This window comes from Holdemania filiformis (assembly GCF_003459085.1).
In the GTDB taxonomy this organism is placed as follows: Bacteria; Bacillota_I; Bacilli_A; order Erysipelotrichales; family Erysipelotrichaceae; genus Holdemania; species Holdemania filiformis.
This window is the reverse complement of record NZ_QRUP01000010.1, coordinates 65,830-88,259: the sequence shown is the minus strand read 5'-3', so window position 1 is coordinate 88,259 and position 22,430 is coordinate 65,830. Positions and strand designations below refer to the sequence as shown.

Annotated in this window: 21 protein-coding genes; 9 read left to right on the top strand and 12 right to left on the bottom strand. The window is 51.7% G+C overall.

The genetic code is table 11. The annotated features are described in order from the left end of the window. Positions 1–4 precede the first annotated feature (4 nt). A complete protein-coding gene (locus DWY25_RS09505) occupies positions 5–1,234 on the bottom strand; it encodes an HD domain-containing protein (protein ID WP_117895035.1) in 1,230 nt (409 codons plus the stop codon). Positions 1,235–1,380: 146 nt separating this feature from the next. Between DWY25_RS09505 and proC the strand changes: the two genes are divergently transcribed. Then, entirely contained in the window at positions 1,381–2,166 is a 786-nt protein-coding gene (proC, locus tag DWY25_RS09500; RefSeq protein WP_117895034.1) for a pyrroline-5-carboxylate reductase, read from the top strand. A gap of 236 nt (positions 2,167–2,402) precedes the next feature. On the opposite strand, the gene DWY25_RS09495 is transcribed toward proC, so the two are convergent. The 3 genes from DWY25_RS09495 to DWY25_RS09485 form a co-directional block, all read right to left on the bottom strand. After that, the gene (locus DWY25_RS09495) at positions 2,403–2,864 is read right to left on the bottom strand and encodes a YbaK/EbsC family protein (protein ID WP_006058402.1); all 462 of its coding nucleotides are present in this window, start codon (positions 2,862–2,864) and stop codon (positions 2,403–2,405) included. Between the two features lie 388 nt (positions 2,865–3,252). Next, positions 3,253–4,017 (bottom strand): hypothetical protein, encoded by a 765-nt coding sequence (locus DWY25_RS09490; protein ID WP_117895033.1) that lies wholly within the window; start codon positions 4,015–4,017, stop codon positions 3,253–3,255. Then, the gene (locus DWY25_RS09485) at positions 4,014–4,739 is read right to left on the bottom strand and encodes a hypothetical protein (protein ID WP_117895032.1); all 726 of its coding nucleotides are present in this window, start codon (positions 4,737–4,739) and stop codon (positions 4,014–4,016) included. The genes DWY25_RS09490 and DWY25_RS09485 overlap by 4 nt, the downstream gene beginning before the upstream one ends. Positions 4,740–4,965: 226 nt before the next feature. Between DWY25_RS09485 and DWY25_RS09480 the strand changes: the two genes are divergently transcribed. From DWY25_RS09480 to pepF, 5 genes are all read left to right on the top strand, one after another. After that, entirely contained in the window at positions 4,966–5,211 is a 246-nt protein-coding gene (locus DWY25_RS09480) for a FeoA family protein (protein WP_006058412.1), read from the top strand. 2 nt (positions 5,212–5,213) lie between these two features. After that, positions 5,214–7,334, top strand: a complete 2,121-nt coding sequence (gene feoB / locus DWY25_RS09475; protein WP_117895031.1) for a ferrous iron transport protein B — start codon at positions 5,214–5,216, stop codon at positions 7,332–7,334. Between the two features lie 243 nt (positions 7,335–7,577). Further along, entirely contained in the window at positions 7,578–8,276 is a 699-nt protein-coding gene (locus DWY25_RS09470) for a lysoplasmalogenase family protein (protein ID WP_117895030.1), read from the top strand. Positions 8,277–8,464: 188 nt separating this feature from the next. Further along, positions 8,465–9,223, top strand: a complete 759-nt coding sequence (locus DWY25_RS09465) for an SDR family NAD(P)-dependent oxidoreductase (RefSeq protein WP_117895029.1) — start codon at positions 8,465–8,467, stop codon at positions 9,221–9,223. 295 nt (positions 9,224–9,518) lie between these two features. Continuing rightward, the gene (gene pepF / locus DWY25_RS09460) at positions 9,519–11,285 is read left to right on the top strand and encodes an oligoendopeptidase F (RefSeq protein ID WP_117895028.1); all 1,767 of its coding nucleotides are present in this window, start codon (positions 9,519–9,521) and stop codon (positions 11,283–11,285) included. 122 nt (positions 11,286–11,407) lie between these two features. Here the strand turns inward: pepF and DWY25_RS17725 are convergent, their stop codons facing one another. Both DWY25_RS17725 and DWY25_RS09455 read right to left on the bottom strand, forming a co-directional pair. Then, the gene (locus DWY25_RS17725) at positions 11,408–11,560 is read right to left on the bottom strand and encodes a hypothetical protein (protein WP_181981772.1); all 153 of its coding nucleotides are present in this window, start codon (positions 11,558–11,560) and stop codon (positions 11,408–11,410) included. Positions 11,561–11,890: 330 nt separating this feature from the next. Further along, entirely contained in the window at positions 11,891–14,020 is a 2,130-nt protein-coding gene (locus tag DWY25_RS09455) for an FAD-binding protein (protein ID WP_117895027.1), read from the bottom strand. A gap of 167 nt (positions 14,021–14,187) precedes the next feature. On the opposite strand from DWY25_RS09455, the gene DWY25_RS09450 reads away from it, so the two are divergent. Further along, positions 14,188–15,084: a LysR family transcriptional regulator gene (locus DWY25_RS09450; RefSeq protein ID WP_117895026.1), complete on the top strand. Its 897-nt coding sequence runs from the start codon at positions 14,188–14,190 to the stop codon at positions 15,082–15,084. Between the two features lie 285 nt (positions 15,085–15,369). Here the strand turns inward: DWY25_RS09450 and DWY25_RS09445 are convergent, their stop codons facing one another. The 3 genes from DWY25_RS09445 to DWY25_RS09435 form a co-directional block, all read right to left on the bottom strand. Continuing rightward, positions 15,370–16,233, bottom strand: a complete 864-nt coding sequence (locus DWY25_RS09445) for a DUF4438 domain-containing protein (RefSeq protein ID WP_117895025.1) — start codon at positions 16,231–16,233, stop codon at positions 15,370–15,372. 104 nt (positions 16,234–16,337) lie between these two features. Beyond that, the gene (locus tag DWY25_RS09440; protein ID WP_117895024.1) at positions 16,338–16,811 is read right to left on the bottom strand and encodes a hypothetical protein; all 474 of its coding nucleotides are present in this window, start codon (positions 16,809–16,811) and stop codon (positions 16,338–16,340) included. Between the two features lie 3 nt (positions 16,812–16,814). Then, complete coding sequence (locus DWY25_RS09435; protein WP_117895023.1) at positions 16,815–17,291, bottom strand: hypothetical protein; 477 nt, start codon at positions 17,289–17,291, stop codon at positions 16,815–16,817. 368 nt (positions 17,292–17,659) lie between these two features. On the opposite strand from DWY25_RS09435, the gene DWY25_RS09430 reads away from it, so the two are divergent. Continuing rightward, positions 17,660–18,430, top strand: a complete 771-nt coding sequence (locus DWY25_RS09430) for a ZIP family metal transporter (RefSeq protein WP_006058431.1) — start codon at positions 17,660–17,662, stop codon at positions 18,428–18,430. Positions 18,431–18,504: 74 nt separating this feature from the next. Here DWY25_RS09430 and DWY25_RS09425 read toward each other — a convergent pair whose 3' ends face one another. Further along, positions 18,505–19,413 carry a YajG family lipoprotein gene (locus tag DWY25_RS09425; protein ID WP_117895022.1) on the bottom strand — a complete coding sequence of 303 codons (909 nt, stop codon included), beginning with the start codon at positions 19,411–19,413 and terminating at the stop codon, positions 18,505–18,507. Between the two features lie 128 nt (positions 19,414–19,541). Between DWY25_RS09425 and DWY25_RS09420 the strand changes: the two genes are divergently transcribed. After that, positions 19,542–20,156 carry a TetR/AcrR family transcriptional regulator gene (locus DWY25_RS09420; protein WP_117895021.1) on the top strand — a complete coding sequence of 205 codons (615 nt, stop codon included), beginning with the start codon at positions 19,542–19,544 and terminating at the stop codon, positions 20,154–20,156. Between the two features lie 140 nt (positions 20,157–20,296). Here DWY25_RS09420 and DWY25_RS09415 read toward each other — a convergent pair whose 3' ends face one another. Further along, entirely contained in the window at positions 20,297–21,547 is a 1,251-nt protein-coding gene (locus tag DWY25_RS09415; protein WP_117895020.1) for a glycerate kinase type-2 family protein, read from the bottom strand. Continuing rightward, positions 21,544–22,428: a 2-hydroxy-3-oxopropionate reductase gene (garR, locus tag DWY25_RS09410; protein WP_117895019.1), complete on the bottom strand. Its 885-nt coding sequence runs from the start codon at positions 22,426–22,428 to the stop codon at positions 21,544–21,546. Before garR ends, DWY25_RS09415 begins: the two co-directional genes overlap by 4 nt. Positions 22,429–22,430: the final 2 nt, after the last annotated feature.

Sequence of the window (22,430 nt, the reverse complement as noted above, 5' to 3'; positions counted from 1 at the left end):
AGGCTTATCGGTCCCTCTCCATTTCCCGCGGGTAGTACATCCGCAAGTCATTCTTGGATTCCCCATGCACCAGGGCCGCCACGATGACCGAGGCATCGGATAGTTCCTGAATCGTACCGTCCTCCATCAAAACCCAGACCATCGAATTTTCATTTCCCTGATAAGGTTGGTACGGCCGCTGCCGGACTTCGTCAACGGTCAGATAGTACGCCGGATCCCAGCCATTTTCCACTAACCGTGCGCGCATCGCTTCCAGCTGCTCGTGCTTATGGATTTCGCACGACTGGAACAGGTCGCGATCCAGAAGCCGCCGCGCCAGATCCGCGGCGATCGGATCCGCGCTTTGCCGGAACAGCGTAAACCCGTAGTTGCAGGCGGGTTCATCCATCAGGAAATGATCCTCGACGCTGACGTCGCGTCCCTCCAGGAAAGCGTTGAAAATTGGAATTTGTTCCAAAATCGGACTGTGCTGATCCCGCAGCTGCTTTAACCGTGCGAACATCAGCGTCAGCATCGACTCAAAGCTGCGCGATACCGGATGAAAATAAACCTGCCAGTACATGTGATAGCGGGCCATAATGTAATCCTCGACGGAATGCATGCCGCTTTCCTTGACGACCATTTTATGATCGCGCACGCGGATGGTCCGCAGGATCCGCTCCAGATCAAATTCGCCGTATTTCGTCCCGGTAAAGTAAGCATCCCGAAGCAGATAGTCCATCCGGTCGGCATCCAGCTGCCCGCTGATCATCTGAACGAGAATTTTATTGGGATGGGTATGGTCGATCACCGCCGCCACTTTTTCCGGCAGCGATGGACTGCAGCGGACTAACGCGCGATGGACTTCTGTCTCTTCCAGAATGATCCGGCGCGTCATTTCCTCATGCTTGGCGAGGGTCACGGATTCAAACGCATGGGAGAACGGACCATGCCCCAAATCATGAAGCAGACCGGCGGCCATGACCGTTATCTTTTCTTCCTCGCTCAGTGTTTCCCGCAAATCGCGGATTTCCTCAACCATCCGCCGGGCGATCTCATAAACCCCTAAAGAGTGCGCGAACCGGGAATGCTCCGCGGTATGATAGACTTGAAACGCCCCGCCCAGCTGCCGGATTCGTTTCAGCCGCTGAACCTCGCGGCTGTTGATACAATCCCAGATCACTTTCAGATCGACGTGAATATAGCCATGAATTGGATCGCGAAGCACTTTGACTTCGTTCAGTTTCTCAAACATTGTTTCCCACCTGGCCTTTCTGCTTTTATTTTAATGGTTTCGCGGGATAATTACAATTCACGAGCGGTCGAAGTTGACGGTTTGTTGTATAATGAAACCAAATCGAAGAAAACCGGGAAGACCGGATAAAAAAGGAGGACTTTTCTATGACGACAATCGGATGGATTGGCACAGGCAATATGGCCTCGGCGATCATTCGCGGGATTACCCAGAAAACGCAGGATTACACGATGGCGGCCTATTCGCCTCATTTAGCGGAAAAAACGGATTTTCCGGCCCAGAAATACGACTCGGCGGCCGAAGTGGCAAAGGTGAGCGACGTTTTATTTCTGGCGGTCAAACCGGTTAAAATGGCGGAAGTGCTCGCCGATATCAAACCCGCGCTGCGGCCGGAAACGCTCGTTGTGACGATCGCCGTTTCTTTAACGCTGGACTGGTACGCCCAGCGCTTAGGAGAAGACGTCCATCTGGTCCGCACCCTGCCCAACACCTGCGCCGCCGTCGGAGAAGGGTTTACCGCCTTAACCTTTAACGCTCAGGTCACAGAATCGGAAAAGCAGCTGGCGCTTTCCCTCTTGGCTATGACTGGAAAAACCGTCGTGATCGAGGAAGCGCAGATGAATGCGGTGTCCGCCCTGACCGGCAGCACCCCGGCTTTGATCTATATGATGATCGAAGCGATGGCCGACGCTGCCGTTAAACATGGAATTCCGCGCGTCCAGGCGTATGCGATGGCAGCCCAGGCCGTGAAAGGCGCCGGGGCGATGGTGAGCGAAACCGGACTGCATCCGGGGATCTTAAAGGATCAGGTTTGTTCCCCGGCCGGCAGTACGATCGTCGGCGTCGAAAAAGCGGAAGCCCTGGGCTTACGTTCGGCGATGCTGGAAGCGGTCGACGCGATCATTGAAAAAACAAACCAGATTTCCGGCTGACCCTTGAGTTCACGGCTGTCCTGCTTCTTATTTTATTCGGCTTTATGATTTCAGAAATAAGCACTGAACATTTTTCTCAGTTCAGTGCTTTTTGTTTTTCCGCCATTTAATTAAGCTATCCCCCCGTCTTTGCGAAGAAGATGGAGATTTCTGTTAGGCCGGGGATGACCAAAACATTTTCTCCAAATAAGACCGGAGGAGATCCTTTTTTTCTTATTCGCGTTAATTCTTATCCTCTATTTACAGACGTTAATCCAGGCTTGCGCCTGTGCGATTTCAAACAACCGGTCAGGCGTCAGCTCGATCGCGCTGTTGCCGCTGCCGCAGGCAGGAAACACCGTTTCAAACCGTTTGAGCGATTCATCCAAATAAACTGGAATTCCCGGATGAATGCCGAACGGACAGACGCCGCCGACCGGATGACCGATCACCGGTTCCACTTCCTCATAACTTAACATTTTCGCTTTGACATGAAAGAACGCTTTATACTTCGCGTTGTCGATTTTCTGATCACCGGCCGTCACGACCAATACCGGCTGTTCCTGCACCCAAAACGACAGGGTTTTCGCAATCCGAGCTTCTTCCGTTCCCAGGGCTTCCGCCGCTAACGCCACCGTTGCGCTGGAATGCTCCAGCTCAATAATCTGATCGGCGCAGCCCCATGCTTTCAGATAGTCCCGGGCTTGTTCAATCGCCATAAAATCACTCCAATCTGTTTTTAATCCTACCTCATTTTAAATCGTTGTCAATCTCTGTCAGTTTTCCACAATTCTTTTATCCCATGAAAGACGGGTGTACATCAAGGAAGTCCCGCCGTTATTTCCTACCTGTTATTTCCAGATCAAAACGACAAAACCAGACTGCCGCAGTCGTCGCACTGTGTCCGTCTGTTTTTTTATGTCAGCTTGAGTTCAAAAAAGCATCGCACACACCAATTCTTTTTTTAAATCCAAAGACCCCTCTAAAAATCGCAATTCATTTTTCGTCAATACCTCCAATAATCGCAATTCGTTGAATGCACTAATATCCAAAAATCGCAATAGAGAATGATCGTTTTAGAAAGAATCGTTTTCACCTTTTTCTCGTCTACAAACGGCTGAGCATCCATTCCATTTCCTCGATCCGCATCGAAGCGCCTTCGATTCGTGGCAGAGGGGTCGCATGATATTCCGGCCAATCCTCGTCAGGCGGCAGGCCAAGCTCGCAAAAATCAGTAGAATAGCCAAACTGATCGTTCCAGTAAACCCAGCGGTTCTTTGCCTGATGGAGATTGTGAATCACTAAAACAAAGGTTTTCGGTTCTTCCTGTTTTTCCTGATCTTCCCTCACCCAGGCCAGCAGCTGCGCCGTATTGCCCAGCTCCGAATCAATGAAATACGCCTTTTCAATTGTCAGCGTGCCTTCAGAATTCGGATGGCAGCGCAAACTGGCAAAACGAAACAGGATTTCCTCCAAGGCAGTCTGAACGTCCGGCGTCAGAGCTTCTTCCCGGGTTAATAAAGGGATCGAGCCTTGCAGCCGGGGTTCGTCAGTCAACTGGATATTGCATGCCGGATACCAGTTATACTGGGGCGTCTGACATCGGGCCGCGGCCTGGACGCGTTTGAGCTGATCGAGCCATTCCAGATCGCCTGCCTGCCGGGCATAGCGCAGATCGTCTTCCAATAACCGCGAATTCCAATCTTTCCGATTCGGCGTCGAAGGATAACCAGAATATAAAGACGTATGATAATATTCCCAGGTTTCGCGGCTGATCTGGACAACAGGTCTTTGCCTTGTACGATAGACAAGCACCCCCAGCGTCATGGCCGCGGCAGCCAGAAGCATGATATTGATTCCTTTTCGTTTCATTCGCCTGCCTGCTCCTTTTCCTTCTCCCGGATCCCGGATGGATCTGCTTCCGCCTGCCGCGCAAATTCCTGATCGTCAGCCAGGCGCAGTTCTTTTTCCTCAAAATGAAAAATATCCTGCTCATCAAAATAAGCGCCTTTGACCTCCGCGGCATAGACCCTTTCAGAATCCAGATCTTCAAAGTAAATGATCAACGTCGTTTCATTCTTCTCATCCTCGCGCAAGGCAAGCGTAATCCAGTTTGGCTGCCCTGTAAAACGCGGCGTCAGAGCCCGCAGAATCTCTGCTTTCTGATCCTCCAGGCGCGGATCCTGACCGGTCAGCCCCGCAGGCAGGCCTTCCACCTGCAGCGTCAGCGGCGAGGCGTCGGGCTTCACCTTTAACAGTTCGGTGTAGACTGAATCATAGACTGGCATCACGGTCAGCGAATCCCCGTTATGCAGCCGGTTCAGCGCGGTGATCGGAACCAGCCCGGTTTCTGATTTTGCGAAAAACTCCAAGTTGGCGCAGAATTCCCCTTCCCGTGTAAGATTATAAACGGACTCGTGATTGGTAAATTCAACATGGCCGTAACCGTCAGTCCCGCTGAACTGAAAAACGCCGCAATGCCGATAATCAGTCGGTGTTAACGAATGGTTTAAAAGACCATAGACATTGCCTGCGATGAAAAGCCCAAGCGCGACAGTCAGAATTTTCGATTCCAGAAATTTTGTTTTCTTCATCCTTTTTCATTTCCCTCTTTTTAAATTATATCATTCCCGCTCTCCTTCTTTCGGCCGTCACCGAAATTGTAAGAATTCCTTCATGATCGAACAGATGGCATACCGCTGCTTTTTAGGGCTTTCTTTTTGACAGCGGTTCCGTAAGCCTAGCAGCACCGGCTGTCAACTCATAAGTTGGTAGTGGGAAACAAACTTTCCCATCACCAACTTAAAGGAGGAATTGACTATGAGTATCGTCCAATGTTCATTAAATCAGATCCCGTTGGGTAAGCGCTGCAAAGTCACCCAGCTCAACAGCACCGGCTCGATCCGCACCCGCTTGCAGGATATCGGATTAGTCCAGGGTACCGAATTGATCCCGCTGGTCAAAAGCTGCGCCGGCGATCCGGTCGCCTATCTGATCCGCGGCACAGTCATTGCCATTCGCGACAAAGATTCCCGTTCCATCCTTGTCGAGCATGACGAGGAATAAGTATGGGACTCACTGTTCAGTCAACCAGTGCGAAAGCCAGCCGTAACTTCCGGTTTGCGGACTCGGAAATTCTGGTTGCGCTGGCCGGCAATCCCAATGTCGGCAAAAGCACCGTGTTCAACGAACTGACCGGCATGAACCAGCACACCGGCAACTGGCCGGGGAAAACCGTCGCGCTGGCGAAAGGCACGGCACGGCATCAGGAAACGGACTATACGCTGGTCGACCTGCCGGGAACGTATTCCCTGATCGCCAACAGCGCTGAGGAAGCGATCGCCAGCGAATTCATCTGCTTCCAAAAACCCGCCGTAACGATCGTGGTCTGCGACGCAACGGCGCTGCAAAGGAACCTCAACCTCGTCCTTCAAATTCTCCAGATGACCGCGAACGTCGTCGTCTGTGTTAATCTGATGGATGAAGCGCGCAAGAAGAAAATCGAAATCGACCTGAAAAAGCTAAGCGAACTGCTTCAGGTGCCGGTCGTTGCCGCCAGCGCCCGCAGTCATCAGGGATTAGACGCGTTGATGGACGCCGTTGCCCAGCTAACGGAGCATCCCCGCACGCAGATCGCCTGTCTGGATTACCCATTTGTGATTCAGAACGAACTGGACCGCCTGCGCGGACAGCTGCGGATGCTCGATCCAGCCTATGACATTCCCTGGATTGCCTTGCAGATCCTGAACAATCCGGAATCTACGCTGAAATCGTTATATGAATCAACCTCGCTGAGCCAGGCGGATATCGAAACGCTCCACAGTCTGGCCCTGCGCAGCCGCAAGGTCCTCGATCAGGCCTACAAAAACGATCGCTGGCCGGATCAGTTAATCCAATGTCCAATCCAGCAGGCGCAGCGGCTGGCCGAACAGACCGTGACGATGAACGAAGCCGAGGCGATGAAACGTGACCGGCAGATCGACCGGATTTTGTTCTCCCGCTGGGCCGGGATTCCTCTGATGATCCTGCTTCTGTGCCTGGTGTTGTGGATCACGCTGGCCGGCGCGAATATTCCCTCGCAGATGCTGGCGGAATTCTTATTCTCCCTGGAAGCGCCGCTGGCAGAATTTCTGACGGCGCTGCATCTGCCGGGTGTCATCGTCACCATGCTGAGCGAGGGGATGTACCGGGTATTAGCCTGGGTGGTCGCGGTTATGCTTCCGCCGATGGCAATCTTCTTCCCGTTGTTTACCTATCTTGAGGATCTTGGTTATCTGCCCCGCGTCGCGTTCAATCTGGACAAAACTTTTGCCAAAGCGCATGCCTGCGGCAAACAGGCGCTGACGACCTGCATGGGCTTCGGCTGCAACGCCGCCGGCGTAATCGGCTGCCGGATTATCGATTCTCCGCGGGAACGGCTGATCGCGATCCTGACAAATAATTTTGCTCCTTGTAATGGAAGATTTCCCACACTGATCAGCATTCTGACCATGTTCTTTCTCGGCTCAGCCGCGGGGCTGACGCAGTCGCTGCAGTCGGCGCTGCTTTTAACCCTGACGATCCTGCTGGGACTGGGCATGACGTTTCTGGTCAGCCGGCTGTTGTCAGCCACGGTCTTGAAAGGTGTACCATCCTCGTTCACGCTGGAGCTGCCGCCTTACCGCCGGCCGCAGCTGGGCAAGGTGCTGGTCCGCTCGGTCTTTGACCGCACGTTGTTCGTGCTGGGGCGGGCGATCACCGTGGCCGCGCCGGCTGGCATTCTGTTGTGGGTGATGGCGAACGTCGGCATCCAAGGTCAGTCGCTGCTCGCCTGGGCGTCGGGATTCCTCGATCCGTTAGGCCGCTTCATGGGACTGGACGGCGTGATCCTGATCGCCTTCATCCTTGGATTCCCGGCGAATGAAATCGTCATCCCGATCATCATCATGGCGTATATGGCCAATGGCTCATTGATCGAAATGAGCAGTCTGAGCGCGATGAAGGACTTGTTTCTGGCGCAGGGCTGGACGTTGACGACAGCGGTATGCACTTTGATCTTCGTGCTGTTTCACTGGCCTTGTTCGACGACCTGCCTGACCATTTACAAGGAAACCAAGAGTATTAAATGGACGGCTGCGGCGATCCTGATCCCGACGGTCTGCGGCGTCGTCTGCTGCAGCTTGGCAGCGTTTATCCTGCGGATGTTCTGAGTCTGATCGGACAGTTACAGCCGGCTTGAAAAGGAATATCGAAAATCTTTCCAAGTTCATGAATCAGCCCAATGTTTCTTTCTTCCCTCCCTTTGGGAGCGCCCCGCGCGCTCCTTTTCTTTTTCTTTCTATTCTGTTTCAGGTCGATCTTTGCCAAGCTGGAAAAATAGGATCAGCGCTGTCTTTCAGCGAACTGATAGGACCGTGCGGAATGGGGAAGGCTAAACCGCGGAGGTGGCGCTGATGTTTCTGCTTGCGGTCTTTTTCAGCGGTTTGATCCTGGCAATGGAGAACGGCCTCCTGCCGGGTGCCGCGGAGATTGAATATTGGAAGTGGACCGAGGTTGTCCTGTGTCTGGCGAGCGCGCTGATATCCAGGCGCAAGGGCAAGCCTGGGAATCCGCTGCCGATCTTCGTTCTGACCGGCTGTGCCCTGGCCGATTTGTTTCTGTTGTTTACGACGCAATGGGAAATCGGGGTTGCAGCCTTTTGCCTTGTTCAGCTTTGTCTGAGTTTCATTCTGATTTCCCGCGAACAAACGATCCGGCTGTGTCTGATCATTGCCGGCCTTGTCTTTATCGCGGGGCTGCTTCTAAAACTCCCCAAACTGATCTGTCTGGCCCTGTTCTACACAATCCAGACAACCTTCAATCTCAGCGCGGCGCTGGGAATTCTGATCGATACTTTTCCGTTAAAGCGGACAGCGGACAGGCGGAAGGAGATCAAATCAGAGTTTCAGTCCTCGGATATTCAAACCCGGATCTGGACAGCAGTTGGGGTTGTGTTGTTAGCCTTGTGTGATCTGAATGTCGTGCTTTTCCAACTGGGCGGTTCACGGACGGCAGCTGGCGCGTGGATCTGGCCCTTTTATATGCCGGCCCTGCTTTGCTTCGCTCAGGCCGCAAGACTAAGCAAGCCTGCTCTCCATGACAAAAGATCGTGAATTTCTCCCTGGAAAGACAATGGCATTCGATCTCATTTCATCGCCGCCAGAATCGTATGGATCCATCAAGTATAAGTCATGACTTCACTTTTCAATTCAGGCTTTGTGAAAACAATACTTTGTTAAAATTTGTTCTTTCTTCACGAACCAGCGATATAATGAAACTAAGAAAAGGGTAGGTGATTTGTATGCTTAAACTCTCTGGAAAAGTGGCCATTGTTACCGGCGCCAGCTCGGGCGTCGGCGCGGGCGTCGCTAAAGTTTTAGCCGCCCACGGGGCTTCCGTTGTACTCTGTGCCCGCCGGCAGGAAAAACTGGATCAAATCCGGCAGGAAATCGAAAGTCAGAAGCCGGAAGGCCAGGTGCTGACCGTCGTCTGCGACGTTGCGGACGAAGCACAGATCCGGCATGTCGTCGATGAAACTATCGCTCATTTCCACACGGTCCACATTCTGATCAACTGCGCCCAGGGTGCTATGCTTTACCGGCCGATTGAGGACATCGATACGGATTACGCGCTGCTGGCGTACAAGACCGGCCCGCTGGCCAGCCTGAAATTCATGCAGCTGTGCTTCCCGTACATGAAAGAAAACCACTGGGGCCGCATCATCAACACGGCTTCCGCGGCTGGTTATGACGGCAGCGGCGGCTTCGGTGCTTACGGCATGGCCAAGGAAGCGATCCGCGCAATCACCCGCACCGCCGCCAACGAATGGGGACAATACGGGATTACATCCAACGTCTTCCTGCCGATCATTGCGACGGAGAATTTCCGTACTACTCAGCCAGCCGCACTGAAAGCGCTGGAAGAAAGATCGCCGCTGCACCGCATCGGGACGACGGAAGAAGACTGCGGACCGATCATCGCCTTCTTAGCTTCAGAGGATTCCGGTTATTTCAACGGTCAGAGCTTCATGCTCGACGGCGGTCTGCACATGCACTCCTGATCCGCTTTTAGAAATTCATCTGCGGAGAAGCTGACAACATCCGGATTTTCCCATCATCATAGAAAAAAACAAACGTGTCTGAACACAAGCGGAGGGGTGACGATCAATCAACCCTTCCGTTTTTCTATACCTATTGATAAACGAGCCGGACGCTAATCTTCTCTGGAGAAAGGATCAACGCTCAACGATGCCCGCTTTCTTCTGAAACTTTCTTGTCCATTGTCATTTTGTCGAGCGGAAGAAATAGGAAAATCTGAAAATGATGATACAATAAAAGACAGAGGTGAAATCAACGATGGAAAGAAAAGAAATTAGAATTGAAGATACCTGGGATCTGAGCGGTTTGTTCGCCGATCAGGCCCAGTTTGACACCGCGATGGAACAAGCGAAGCAGCTGCTGAGTGAGATTACACAGGCGCAGGGACACATCACAGAATCCCGTGAAAGCTTCCGGCAGTTTATGGACAAACAGGAAGCGCTGCAGCGGCAGTGTGAAAATCTGACGGTCTACGCTCAGATGCGTGCCGACGTCGAGCCGGAGGATCCGCAGGTCCAGCAAAACTTGGCCAAATCCGTTGCCTTTGTCAACCAGGCCGCGGCCGCTACGACTTTTGTTGATCAGGAATTCATCGAACATCAGAAAACCGTCGAGGCTTATCTGACGGAAGAGGACTGCGCAGATTACCGTTATCCGATGGAAGAAACATTCCGCACGATTCCGCATCGTCCGGACGCCCCGACAGAGCATCTGCTGGCACAGATGAGCGAGCTGTTCCAGAACCCGCAGAAAACCTTCAAGGCGTTTGTGCCGGAATTTAAACCAGTGATGATCGATGGAAAAGAAGAGTTCTTAAACCAGGCGATCATGAACCAGCTGCTTCACAATCCGGACAGGGAAATCCGCAAACAGGCGTTTGAGCATTTCTATGAGGAATACCGCCGGCACCAGAACGTCTTCTGTTCCACGCTGACCGGCCATGCCCAGGGCCAGGTGCTTCAGGCAAAGCTGCATCATTTCTCCAGCGCATTGGAAGCAAGTCTGTTTGAGGATGGCGCGGATATACCGCTGTTTAATCAGGTGCTGGAGATGGCGAATACCAAATATCATCCAGCCTTCTGGCGCTATAATGAACTGAAAAAGAAAATCATGAAGCTGGACGACTGCACCAGCTATGACCTGAATGTCCCGTTAGTCCAAGCTGTCGATGGACATTATGATCTCGATCAGTGCTTTGAAATTCTTGATCAGGCGTTAGCGCCGTTAGGCGAAGAGTATCAGGCGTTGTTAAAGCGGGCGCGGACTGAGCGCTGGATTGATTATTATCCGCATCAGGGCAAGCGCGGCGGCGCGTATTCGTGGGGCACCTACGATTCCAATCCATTTGTGCTGACCAACTTCACCGGTGGTTATGATTCTTTAAGCACGCTGGCGCATGAGCTGGGACATTCGATGCATTCGTTCTTCTCCCACCGGGCTAACCGGCCGCTGTTAGCGGATTACCGCATCTTTGTCGCCGAAGTCGCCTCCACCGTCAACGAAGTGCTGCTGAATCAATACATGCTTCAGCACAGCGACGATCCGAAAATGAAGGCTTCGTTGTTATACAACATGCTGGAACAGCTGGTCGGCACGCTGTACCGTCAGCCGATGTTCGCTCAGTTTGAGGCCTGGCTGCACGAGCAGCTGGAAGCCGGAGAGGCCTTATCTTCCTCGGATTTAACAGAATATTATTACAAGCTGAATCAGGACTACTATGGCCCGGCGGTCACTGTGCATGAACTCGAAAAATACAAGTGTTATTCCGTTCCGCATTTCTATTACAACTTCTATGTTTATAAATACACGATCGGCATGTCCGTTGCCTTATCCTTCGCATCCCGGATTCTCAAGGGAGAAACCGAAGATTACCTGCGGTTCTTAACGCGCGGGGGCAGCTGCGCTCCCATCGATCAGCTGGTCGAAGCCGGTGCGGATCCGCGGGGAGAACAGGTCTATGACGACGCGTTCCGCTATTTTGAAGAAACGCTGGATCAGTTTGAAAAGCTGATGCAGGAAATATAAGTCCGTTTCCCGCATTCTTCCCGCATCCATTTTATAAATCCTGCTTTTATCCCCGAGGGTCCTGGGGAAGGCAGGATTTTTTTACTTTTCTTGATTGATTCTCCTGGTCCGTTGTTCCCGGTTCAGTCTTCTGCCGATGCGGCCTTGGGGGAAATGGTGAAAGCCAGGCTTGGAAGTTTCTTATTCAGAGGCAGCGCGGCTTTCTGTACGATCTGGAAAAACCGTTTGGCAATCCGGCGGAATCGGCAGTCCATGATCGCAGCTAAAGTGACCAAAAAGAAGCAAATTCTCCTCTGAAAACACTCTACTTTTTCCTTTTTCTCCTTTTTAATGGCATGGGATAGTAACCAATTCCTCTGCTGATTTAAACGTCACTCACGATAAATTTCAGAATTCCTTTCCAAAATAAAACGTAAGTCTCAATTAGAGATCATTATTCTTTTCTCCATTCATGCCGATCATTGTGTAGATATAGAACCTGTATATGCCAAGCCAACACCAGATAAAATTTCGAATTTTTTTCCATCCCTAATCTCTTTTTATGAACACAAAAAAGACCTCACTTCAAATTAGAAATGAGATCTTCTTCCTGAATTAAGCGCTGGTTATTCAGCCATTCCGACTTCTGCCGCAGCTTTACCGCCTAAATAGCCGGAGACAAACGTCCAAGACTGAGCCTGTCCGCCCCATGGGGTATACGGCTTGCCTTCGATGTTTTCCACGCCCATCGAATCCGTGCCCACTGCGAACAGGTTGGCAATCGGTGTGCCGTCTTCGCGCAGCACATTCATGTTGACGTCAACGTCCAGACCGCCGACGGTGCCGTAAGTGTAGCCGGATACGATCACAGCGTAATACGTCGTGTCTTCGCCGCCCAGTGTTTCCGCCAAAACGGCGGCATCGCAGCCAATCTGTTCCGCAAGACTCTGAATCGAATCCGCTTTTAACACGTTCTTGTACTGCTGGCCGACTTCCAGGATCGTGTCCAGATCCGCAATCGGCTGGCCGACTTCAAAGCTGCCGCCCTGGCCTAAGAACATGCTGGTCGCCGTCGCGAAGTTTTCACTCAGGCCTTCGTTTTTATAGGCCTCAATCTGTTCTGCGGTATACACGTTGTAGTATTTATATTCCGGAATCATGGCTTCTGATAATGTTGGATCCAGCGCTTCTCCGTTCACGGTGACGCTGGTTTCCCCCTTGACCAAAGCCAGCGCGGACAGGATTGCCTTCTGATCGGCAGTCAGATCGTCGTTTTTGATCAGATTCGGAACCTGCAGGATATGAATCATCGGCGCCACGCCCATCATATAGGTTGTACCGCCGGCCGCCAGTCCCATCTGAATGCCTGTTCCGTCGTTGACTAAGGAAGCAACCGTGTTCGGCATGGCCTCCCAATTTTCCAATACCATTTCCTCGTTGCCGATATACCCGCCGGTCGCCAGAATCACAGCATCGCCATAGATTTCATAAACTGTTCCGTCATAGGAAACGGCCTTAACGCCTGCGATTTCACCGTTGTCAAACAACAGCTCCTGCGCCGTCAGCTCCAGCTGATAGCCGTTCTTCTCGTTCAGCGACGTTGCTTTGTCCATCGCCCGGTTGAACTGGTTGGTTTTGGTCGGTCCAAAGATATTCGAGGTTCCATTTTCCCCGACATACCGGGTCCAGAACTGCGACCATTCAGGTTTCGCGAAGCTCATGATCATGCCCGCGAATTCAAAGCCGAACTGATCGATATAATAATCCAGATAGGTTCCGCTGTTATACACGGCTTCGTGGATAATATCCGCTTTCTCCTCGGTTTCCACATAATCAATCCAGGTCTTGTAGACGTCATCCGGATTCGCAAACGTCACATCCTGATAGGCTTCATTTTTTGAGTTGATGACCATCGGACCGGTCGTCGTCGCGGATTGTCCGCCCAGCTTGGCTGTCGTTTCAATCCCGAAGACCGTCGCGCCGGATTCCGCCGCCGCGCAATAGGATAAGATTCCCGATCCGCCCAAACCAACAACAATGACGTCGTAGCCTTCCAGCTTGACGGTATCTGATTTCTTTTCCACCGGGGTCTGCCACTGAGCCGGATCCCCGCCGGCCGCAGTAATCGCCTGGGCCGCTAAATCGCGAATCGCATTGGACGTTGCCGTCGCGCCGCTGATGTTGTCCACGGCCAGACTCTGCGCTTCGATCATCCGCGGGATTAACGCGTCAAATGCGGTCTGCGCCATTTCTCCGGTCTCGCTTTCGTGTTCCTCAGTAATCGCGATGCCGGCCAGCTTACCGCCTTCAATTGTAACATCGGCGCTGATCATGCCGGTCCAGCTGTAACCGGTGCTTTTGACCGGATAGGTTCCGGCTTTCAGCTCCGCCTTGGCGGTTTCTTTTCCCTGGGCCTGATCCAGGGCCTGGCTGACGGCGGTTTTCACCGCGTTGCTGGTCACGGTCGCGCCGCTGACGCCATCGATCTCCGCGCTGCCGGTTTCCTTAATAGCCGCAGCCAGCGTTTCCAGCGCTGCGCCCCCAACGGCCGGTGTCTCCTCCGCACCTTCCAGAACAACTTCGGTCACGGCATTGGCGTCCGTGGTGATCGTGGCGGTTACCGTGCCGCCGAATCCCTGGGCCTGTGCGCTGTAGGTTCCCGGCGTGTATTTCCCTTCCGCCGGCTTCTGCGTCTGGCAGGCTGTCATCGAGATCAGCAGCGTCAGACTCAGAATCATAGTCAAAACTTTCTTCATTTTCTTCCTCCCGCTTTCTTCTTTACGAAGAATTCGCTGTCTTCATTGTATTTGATTTTATTTTCACAGGCAATCAACCTTTTTCTTCACCTTTGAAACTTTGAGTTTCATTCGCGATTGACAAGGCTGATCGGGTATGTTTCACTAAGAGCGAGGAGAGTGCAAAGATGGAACTTCGACAAATGATTTATTTTAAGGAACTTTCGGAATGTCTGAATCTTCCCGCAGCCGCCCGGGCGCTGTACATCACGCCCCAGGCGTTAAGCAAGTCGATGCGCGTTCTGGCCCGGGAATTTGATACTGAAATTTTCTATCGTGATCAGGGAAAACTGCGGCTGACGACCTTCGGCCAGGCGCTGCTCAGCGAAGTCACGGTCTTGCTTAATCAGATCAACGCGATGGAGGACCGGCTGAAAAACATCGCCAGCCAGGAAAATAATCATCTCCGCGTCGCCTGCAGCCATGGTATTCTCCAGGGTCATTTCAATTCCGTCTTCAATGCGTTCAAAGCCCAACACCCAGAGATAGAAATTGAATTTCTGGAACTGCCCGACGTCTTTGCCGAGCAAATGGTGGAACAGGAGGACTGCGACCTCGGACTGTCGATCAATCTGCCCAACAAGCCGGAATTGTTTGAAACAACCGTGCTTCAGCATTATCAGCTGTGCGCCGTCGTTCATCCCGATCATCCGCTGGCCCGTCAGACAACAACGACGCTGAAGCAATGCAGCCAGTATCCGCTGATCACCAAAAACCGGATTTTTAAAATCTGGCAGGCCGTGGAACAGTGCGCGCTGCGCCAGCAGCTGCATCTTTCCTACGCGCTAAGTTCACCCAATGAAATCGCCTGGAAAGAGCTGGTCCTCAGCAACCAGGGCGTCGGCATCGGCACGACGTATTACCGCCGGGATGATCAGCCGGACGAGCTGCCCGTGATTCCGTTTACGGAGAAAGAACTGACCTGGGATATCTGTCTGATCCGCCGGCGCGATCATTATTGTTCGCACAGCGCCAGTCTGTTAATCGAAGCATTGAAGCAGGCGCAGGATCCGGAGCTTCGTTGATCGCCTTACTTCATGAATTTCAAAACTAAATTCCTGACGGCGATCCGGACTGGAGTTTGTCCATCTCGCATTCTCGTATTCCAGAGTTCTCTCCGTTCAGGCGAGATAAGCTTTGATCAATCTTGTCTTACTCTGAGGAACTGATCAGTCAGGCCTCTGATAAGTCATTTAAAAACCGGCTGACCCGCCGGTTTTTCTTGTTTGTTTTGATTTTCCGATTCTTTGACCATTCCGAGCTTGTTCATCGCGTTGCTTAACTTGCTTTGAAAGCTGGGATTCTGACGCTTATTTCTTAAAATTCAAATAGTTTGCCAGATTGGCGTTCGGATCCAGCTTGGCTTTGATCTTCGGTGTGCGGCAGCTCATCAAGACGGTGACACCCGGGCCATGACCGGAAATATAGCTGTCGCCATGAATGATCACGCCGATCGTGACCGCGCCCTGGCAGTAGTCCGGTCCGTGATCGTTGCAGTGATCCTGAATCATTACGATATCCCCGAACCGCAGTTCCTGTAATCCCAGCTCCGCAAACGATTTCGCGTCGCGCGTCATGATATCATAATCGCCGCTCAGCATCGTATCGCTGCCTAAGCCCGAACCCATTAACGCCGCCGGAATCACCTTCGTAACCGGCACAACCAGACAGCCGTCCTGTTCCTCAATCCCCATTTTATTAATCAGCTCCGGATCCAGATTCATCACCGTGATTTCCGGATAATCCGTCAGCGTCATGCCCTGCCCGCAGGCTTTGACTAAAAATTGATCGTCGATCGTCAGTTTTTCCAAGACTTCCTGTTCAAAGGCAATCATGACATGATCGATGCCGCCGTGTTTGCCCGTGACGTAGCCTACTGCGCCTTTTGCTTCACCGGTGATGACCTTGGCCTGATTGCCGACACAGGTCAAGGTGTTGTACGCCATATCCATGGCCGGATCCGGATTCTTCGTACTGACGCCCGGTTCGACATGATCGCCGGCCAAGCCCATACAACCATCGCCAATCTGAAAATTATACGTGATCCCGCCGGTCGCCGGCAGAATCCATGGCCGGCCATCGCTGCCGACACGGTACTGGCGCTTCATTACCGGCGGATGAACCTTGCCCTGAACGGATTGCATGACTAATTGTTCCTTGTTAAATTTGATCATTGAAATTCCTCACTTTCTCATTGAGCCTATTATATCATTTAATTTTCCTTGTATAAAAGCGAGGATTGTCCCCGCCGTTAATATTTGTGCCTTATGCCTCTGTATTATCGCCGGCGCAGCGACGTGATTCGCCAGCCGTCTGCCGTTTCCTTAAAGTTCAGCAGCAGCTTCACCGTCTGCTCGTCCGCAGTATAGGTAACCGTGACGTCATAATCCCCGCCGCTGAGTTTTTCCACATTCGAGATCTGACGGCAGTCCTGAGTTTGTATTGTCTCTTCAAAGCCAAGAAACCGGTTAAACCCTTCCGGCATTCGGTTGGCGACAAAGGCCTCAATCGCCTTATCCGTCATCACCGGCGAAAGATAATCCTGCAGCTGCGCAGCCCAATCTTCTGCCAGCGCCGTCCGCTCTTCCAGCGTTTTCGCATCGTCGAATAGATCCTCCGGCATGACGGGAAGCGTGTCTGTCAATTCCAGAAAATGTTCCGTTTGAGTCCGCAGAATTTCCTCGGTTGTGGGTTTCGTCTGGCAGCCAACCAGACACAGAGTGATGATAAGACATAAGAACGCTTTTTTCATAATCTACTCCTCCTGATTTGGATAAGAAATCCTTACATAAGCCGCATCGATCAGCCATCGCGGCGAATCTACCACAGGGTTAGGAACAAATGAGAAAATCAGTTCCCGTACCCACATATAGCCCGGATGCGTTATCTTGATCGCATAACTTACGTTTTCACCCAGCCAAATGATTCCCAATGGCTTTTTCGTATAGGTGATATATTCTTTCCAGCTTAACCCAGTTAAACCTTGCAGCGTATACGCCTGATCCTGAACTAACTGTTTCAACCCAGCTTCGCTCATCATCGGACCTAAAACAGCCTCGACTTGTTGATCAAGATCTTCATCTTTTTGATGAAAATCCAGGATAATTACTTCCCGCAAAAAATGCTGAGCGAGCGTCTCAATTTCTTTATCCTCTTCCTGATGGGAACATCCGATTAAACTGAATCCCAGCAGAATCCAACACATCATCGTAATGAAACCTTTGTTTTTCATAATGATCCCCCTCTATTCAGAGTCATGGGACTTCATATATCTTGATCTATCCATCTTTTCTTTAATTCCACAAATCATAATCTTTCATTGCAGATAAATTCTTATTCTAATGATCAATTTCATATTTTCGTTTGTTTTTACACTTTATTCTTTAATTCTATTATAGATGAAAACAGGGTGAACGGTAAACCCTTTTTATTTTCACAGGATTTATCATCAGTTCTCATAATGGTTCTTTCATCTCTTTATCATCGGATTATTCGGGAATTGTCTATGATGGAGTGAAACGGGCAGAATAGAATCATAAGAAACAGGATGTTCTTGACACGTTTGATATAATTAAAGACGCTGAAGGGAAGGCGATCAACATGGTTATGGCAGTCGTATTGACATTTGTTGCGGGGGTGCTGGGCACGCTCTTAGGCGGGGTTCTCGGATTGCGGATCGATCCGAAGTCTTCGAAATCATTAAGCTGTCTGTTGGCCTTTTCGGCGGGGATGATGATCAGCATGATCTGCTTTGATCTGATGCCGGAAGCCTTGGAACAGGCAGGTCTGGCAATCGCGGTCGCCGGCTGCGGATTGGGCGTGCTGCTTCTATTAAAATTTGACGGTTTGTTTCATCATCACGACGAACATCCCGATGAACTGGATGATCTGCATCATCACCATCACGCAATGGAAGAAGTCAATACTAAAAAATTAATGCAGCTGGGCATGATGATGATCGGCTCGGTTGCTCTGCATAATTTCCCGGAGGGTATGGCGGTGGGATCCAGCGCGTTATATGAAGTGAAAACGGGGATGATGATGGCGCTGCTTTTAGCCCTGCATAATCTTCCGGAAGGCATGGGCATGATCGTCCCGCTGCGCAGCGGCGGGGTTGGCAAAGGCAAAGCGTTGTTTCTGGTCGCGTTAAGCGGACTGCCGACCTTGATCGGCGGGATCGCCGGCGTCCTGCTGGGTTCGATCAGTCCGGTATTCATCGGATTCACCCTGGCGCTGGCGGCTGGATGTATGTTATATGTTACTTATTATGAAATTCTGCCGCAGGTCACGCTGATGGAAAAAGGCCGGCGTCCGCTGGTATTCCAGCTGGCTGGTTTCCTGTTAGGCTTCGTGCTGATTTCGATCATGTAAAATTAAAAGCTGAAATTGATAACGGGATTCCTGGCTGAATCCTCGTTCAATCTCAGCTTTTTCTTTTCGCGTCTTTATTCTGCGGTAAACGGTGTTCCCTGTCCTGATTCAATCAGCTCATAGGCCTGTTTGATCAGATTGAAATAGTTCGGCGCTCCCGCTAACGTAGCACCGGTCGTTACATCCGCAACCGCCCATTCGCCTGCGTCATTTTTAGCGATATCCGAGGTTTCCGGATAAGTTCCAAAATTGACGCCGTGATCGTAAACATAATTTTTGATCAATTCAATATTCCCCGGGAAGGTAATCGGACTCGGCCAGAAACCAACGCCGTGCTCAATGGAGGCTTTTGTTCCAATCTGAATTTCCGCTGCCGGTTTCCCTTCCTTGTCCAGCAGCTGCGCTGGTTTCGCTAACGACTCGTGATACCAGGCTCCGCCCTCCTGTGTCGCAATATAGCTCATAAACTCGATGTCTTCACCTTCAATTTCCGTGGTATAAACGACGGAATCCGCTGAGGCTGCCGCCGTCCAGGTCAGCCCATTCAGCTCAAAGGCTGCCGGATAACGCTTTTCACCTGCCGTGATGACGGCCTCATCGCCTAAGGCTTCCGCTTTTTCATCGTCGAGAATAGCCCAGCCATCTGCTCCGCCGGCCGAGACCGGAAGCAGAGCTTCGACAAAATCAATAAAGACGACTTCCTTGGTTTCATCATTGACGTAAACCGTTGTTTGAATCGAGCTGTCGACCGAATCGCCTTCCTGATTGTAAACGCCATAGACCGTTGCGGAAGTGAGCTTCATTCCCTCCTTGGCCAGTTGCTGAACATCGATGTTCCGGTAATCCACCACCGTCGGTTCTGCGCTGGCTGTCGGCTCCGGCGTTATTTCCGGAGTTGGGGTTGAACTGGCGGCTGGGGATGTGGAACAAGCGGTCATCAGCAAACCCGCGATCAGTAAAGCAAGACTTTGTTTATTCTTCATTTCTTTCCCTCCTAAATTAGTACGTTGTACTAATTTAGAGTTTAAGCGTTTGTTACTTATTTGTCAAGACCCAGGTTAATTTGTCAGAATGGAAACCGCATGCTAGAATTAAAGCCGGGTGATGCCTCATGAATAAGAATCTGAAACACGAAATTTTAGCGGCTGCACAATCCTTTTTTAATGAAAAGGGATACCAGGAAACGACGATGCGCGATATTGCCTCCGCTCTGGGAATCAGTCTGGGTAATTTAACTTATCATTTTCATAAAAAAGAAGACTTGATGATCGCTTTGCTGAAATGGCCGGATTTTATGAATCAGCTGCCGGCTTCCACTTTTACTGAATTTTTTGAGTTGATCGAAGCGATGATTGATAGTTTGATTGTCAACCGCTTCTTCTATACGGTCGATGAACTCGGCCGCGCGACGCCGGAGTTTTACCGGCACAACGTCGATATGGTAAATCAGATTGAAAATCATCTGGAGTTGTCTTTGCAGCGGTTAAGCGACCGCGAATTATTAGTTCCTTGGCTGAGTGATGATGAACGGCATGCTTTTACGCGGATGATCATGAACAGTCATCTTATCTGGATTAAGAATTCTTTTTACCGGGAGGTTCAGGATCAGCTTTCTTATGCGGATTTTCTGGATATTCACTGGCATTTGCTTGAAAGTCATGTTCGAAAAGAAAAAATATCTGAATATCAAAAGTGCCGATCATGGCTTTCTTTTGAACAAGATTGAAAATGAAGGGAACATGGCAATTTTTATTCATACAGAAAGGATCATGCTTTCGGATTTTTATAAATTTCCGATTCATGATCCTTTTTTATACTTTAGTTTTCGATTCCGGAACTTTTAATGCCCAGACAACGGGTTATCCTTTACTCCCGTTCAATCAAGGCGATGATCAGATCGTTGACATTGGTTCCTGTCGGGCCTGTGACGATCAGACTTCCAGCCTTCGCTAAAGCCGGATAGGCGTCAAAATTCGTGATCGCGGCTTCCCCGCTGCCTTCAAGCCGGTTCCATGTTGTTTCGTCCGCCAGTCCCCCGGCTGCGTCTGTCGGTCCGTCCGTTCCGTCCGAACCGGCTGCCAAAATCGTAATCCCAGGTTGTCCCTGAAGTTTTTGCGCGCAAAGCAAGGCCAGATGTTGGTTTCTCCCGCCCATGCCGGATCCGCTCACTTCCACTGTGGGTTCGCCGCCAAAGATCAGCGCCTGCTTTTCGTTGGAGGCCAATCCTTTTTGTGTTTCCTCACAGGCTTTGATCAAGCGCTTAGCCAACGATGAAACAGAATCGGTCACAGCGGCGGAAACAATGTGCGCCGGATAACCGTGATGCTCACTTGCCGCTCGGGCGGCTTCGCACAGTTCTTCTCCACTGCCTACAAGCTGCCAGCGTACCGGCCCGCAATCTGACGCTTCCGTACTCGAAAGGTAGGGAAGCAATGCGGGATCCAGCTTTAGCTGATATTTCCGGATCAGCGGCATCAGCGACTGCCCGGCGAAGGGATCCGCAAAAACGGGTCCCGACGCGACATCCCGCGGATCGCCGTTGACAATATCCGATAGTATCAATACTTCAATCGGATGCGGTCTCAGCAGGGCTGCCAGTTTTCCGCCTTTGAGCCGGGATATCCGGCGGCGGATCCGGTTGAGTTCCTCAATCGGTGCGCCGCTGCGCAAAAGCTGTTCATTCAAGTGCTGAACTTGCTTTAAGGTAACACCCTCAGGCAGGACTTCGGCCAGCGCGGAACCGCCGCCGGACAACAGAATCAGCACCCGGCTGTCCGGCTTCAGCCGCCGCGCAAATTCCAGGATCGCATGGCCTGCTGTCAGGCTGGTTTCATCCAGAACAGGATGCGAAGCTTCGATAATCGTCAGCGGCGGAAGCGGTCCCCGGCTGTGTCCATGCTTCGTGATCACCAGACCTTCCCGCAGACCATCGCCCAAGGTTTCCCGCACCGCCTCCGCCATTGTCCAGGCAGCTTTGCCTATCGCCAAGAGCGAACAAGGCACATCCTGCGGCCAATCCGCCAGCGCCTCGCTTACACGTTTTTGCGGCTGAACCTGCGCCAGGGCTTCCCTTAGAATCGCAAGCGCTTCCGCTTTCCGCTCCGCCGATGAATTCATGAATGCAGCGCAACGCCGCTCAGCAGCTCATAATAACGGGCCAGCGCGCTGTGATCCTCCGCGCCGAAGCCCTGATTGGAAAGCAGCTCCAGCATTTCCATGACCTGCGCCGTCAGGGGCAGCGGCGCACCGGCCGCATGTCCTGTTTCCAGCGCGTTATTCAGATCCTTGATATGCAGATCAATCCGGAAGCCTGGCTGACGATGACCCGTGATCATCATCGGCGCCTTAGCTTCCATCACAGTAGAGCCGGCCAATCCGCCACGGATCGCTTCAAACAAGACTTCCGGCTTCACTTCCGTCCGTACAGCCAGAGTGAAAGCTTCCGCGACCGCCGCTATGTTCACCGCGACGATAATCTGATTCGCCAGTTTCACGGTATTGCCCGCACCGCATGGTCCGCAATGAACGGCTGAGGAACCCATTTCCAGCAACAGGCTTTTTACTTCTTCAAAAGTTTCCGCATCACCGCCCGCCATGATGGATAACGTGCCGTCAATCGCTTTCGGCTCGCCTCCGGAAACCGGGGCGTCCAACATCGTCACACCTGCCTGCCGGCATCTCTCTGCCAGAGAGTGGCTGGCCAGCGGGGCGATCGAACTCATATCAATGAGAATCTGGCCTGGATGGGAACCAGCCAGAATTCCGTCTTCATCGCACACCGCGGCTTCCACCTGCGGCGAATTCGGCAGCATTGTGATCACAACTTCAGCACCCTCCGCCGCTTCTTTCCCGCACGCTGCCGGTTTGGCCCCCAGCTCAACAAGCTCCGCGATATGCTCCGGATGATGATCCGCGACGGTTAGTTCATGTCCCGCCCGGATTAAATTTTTGGCCATTGGACGTCCCATGACGCCCAACCCGATAAATCCAATTTTCATTC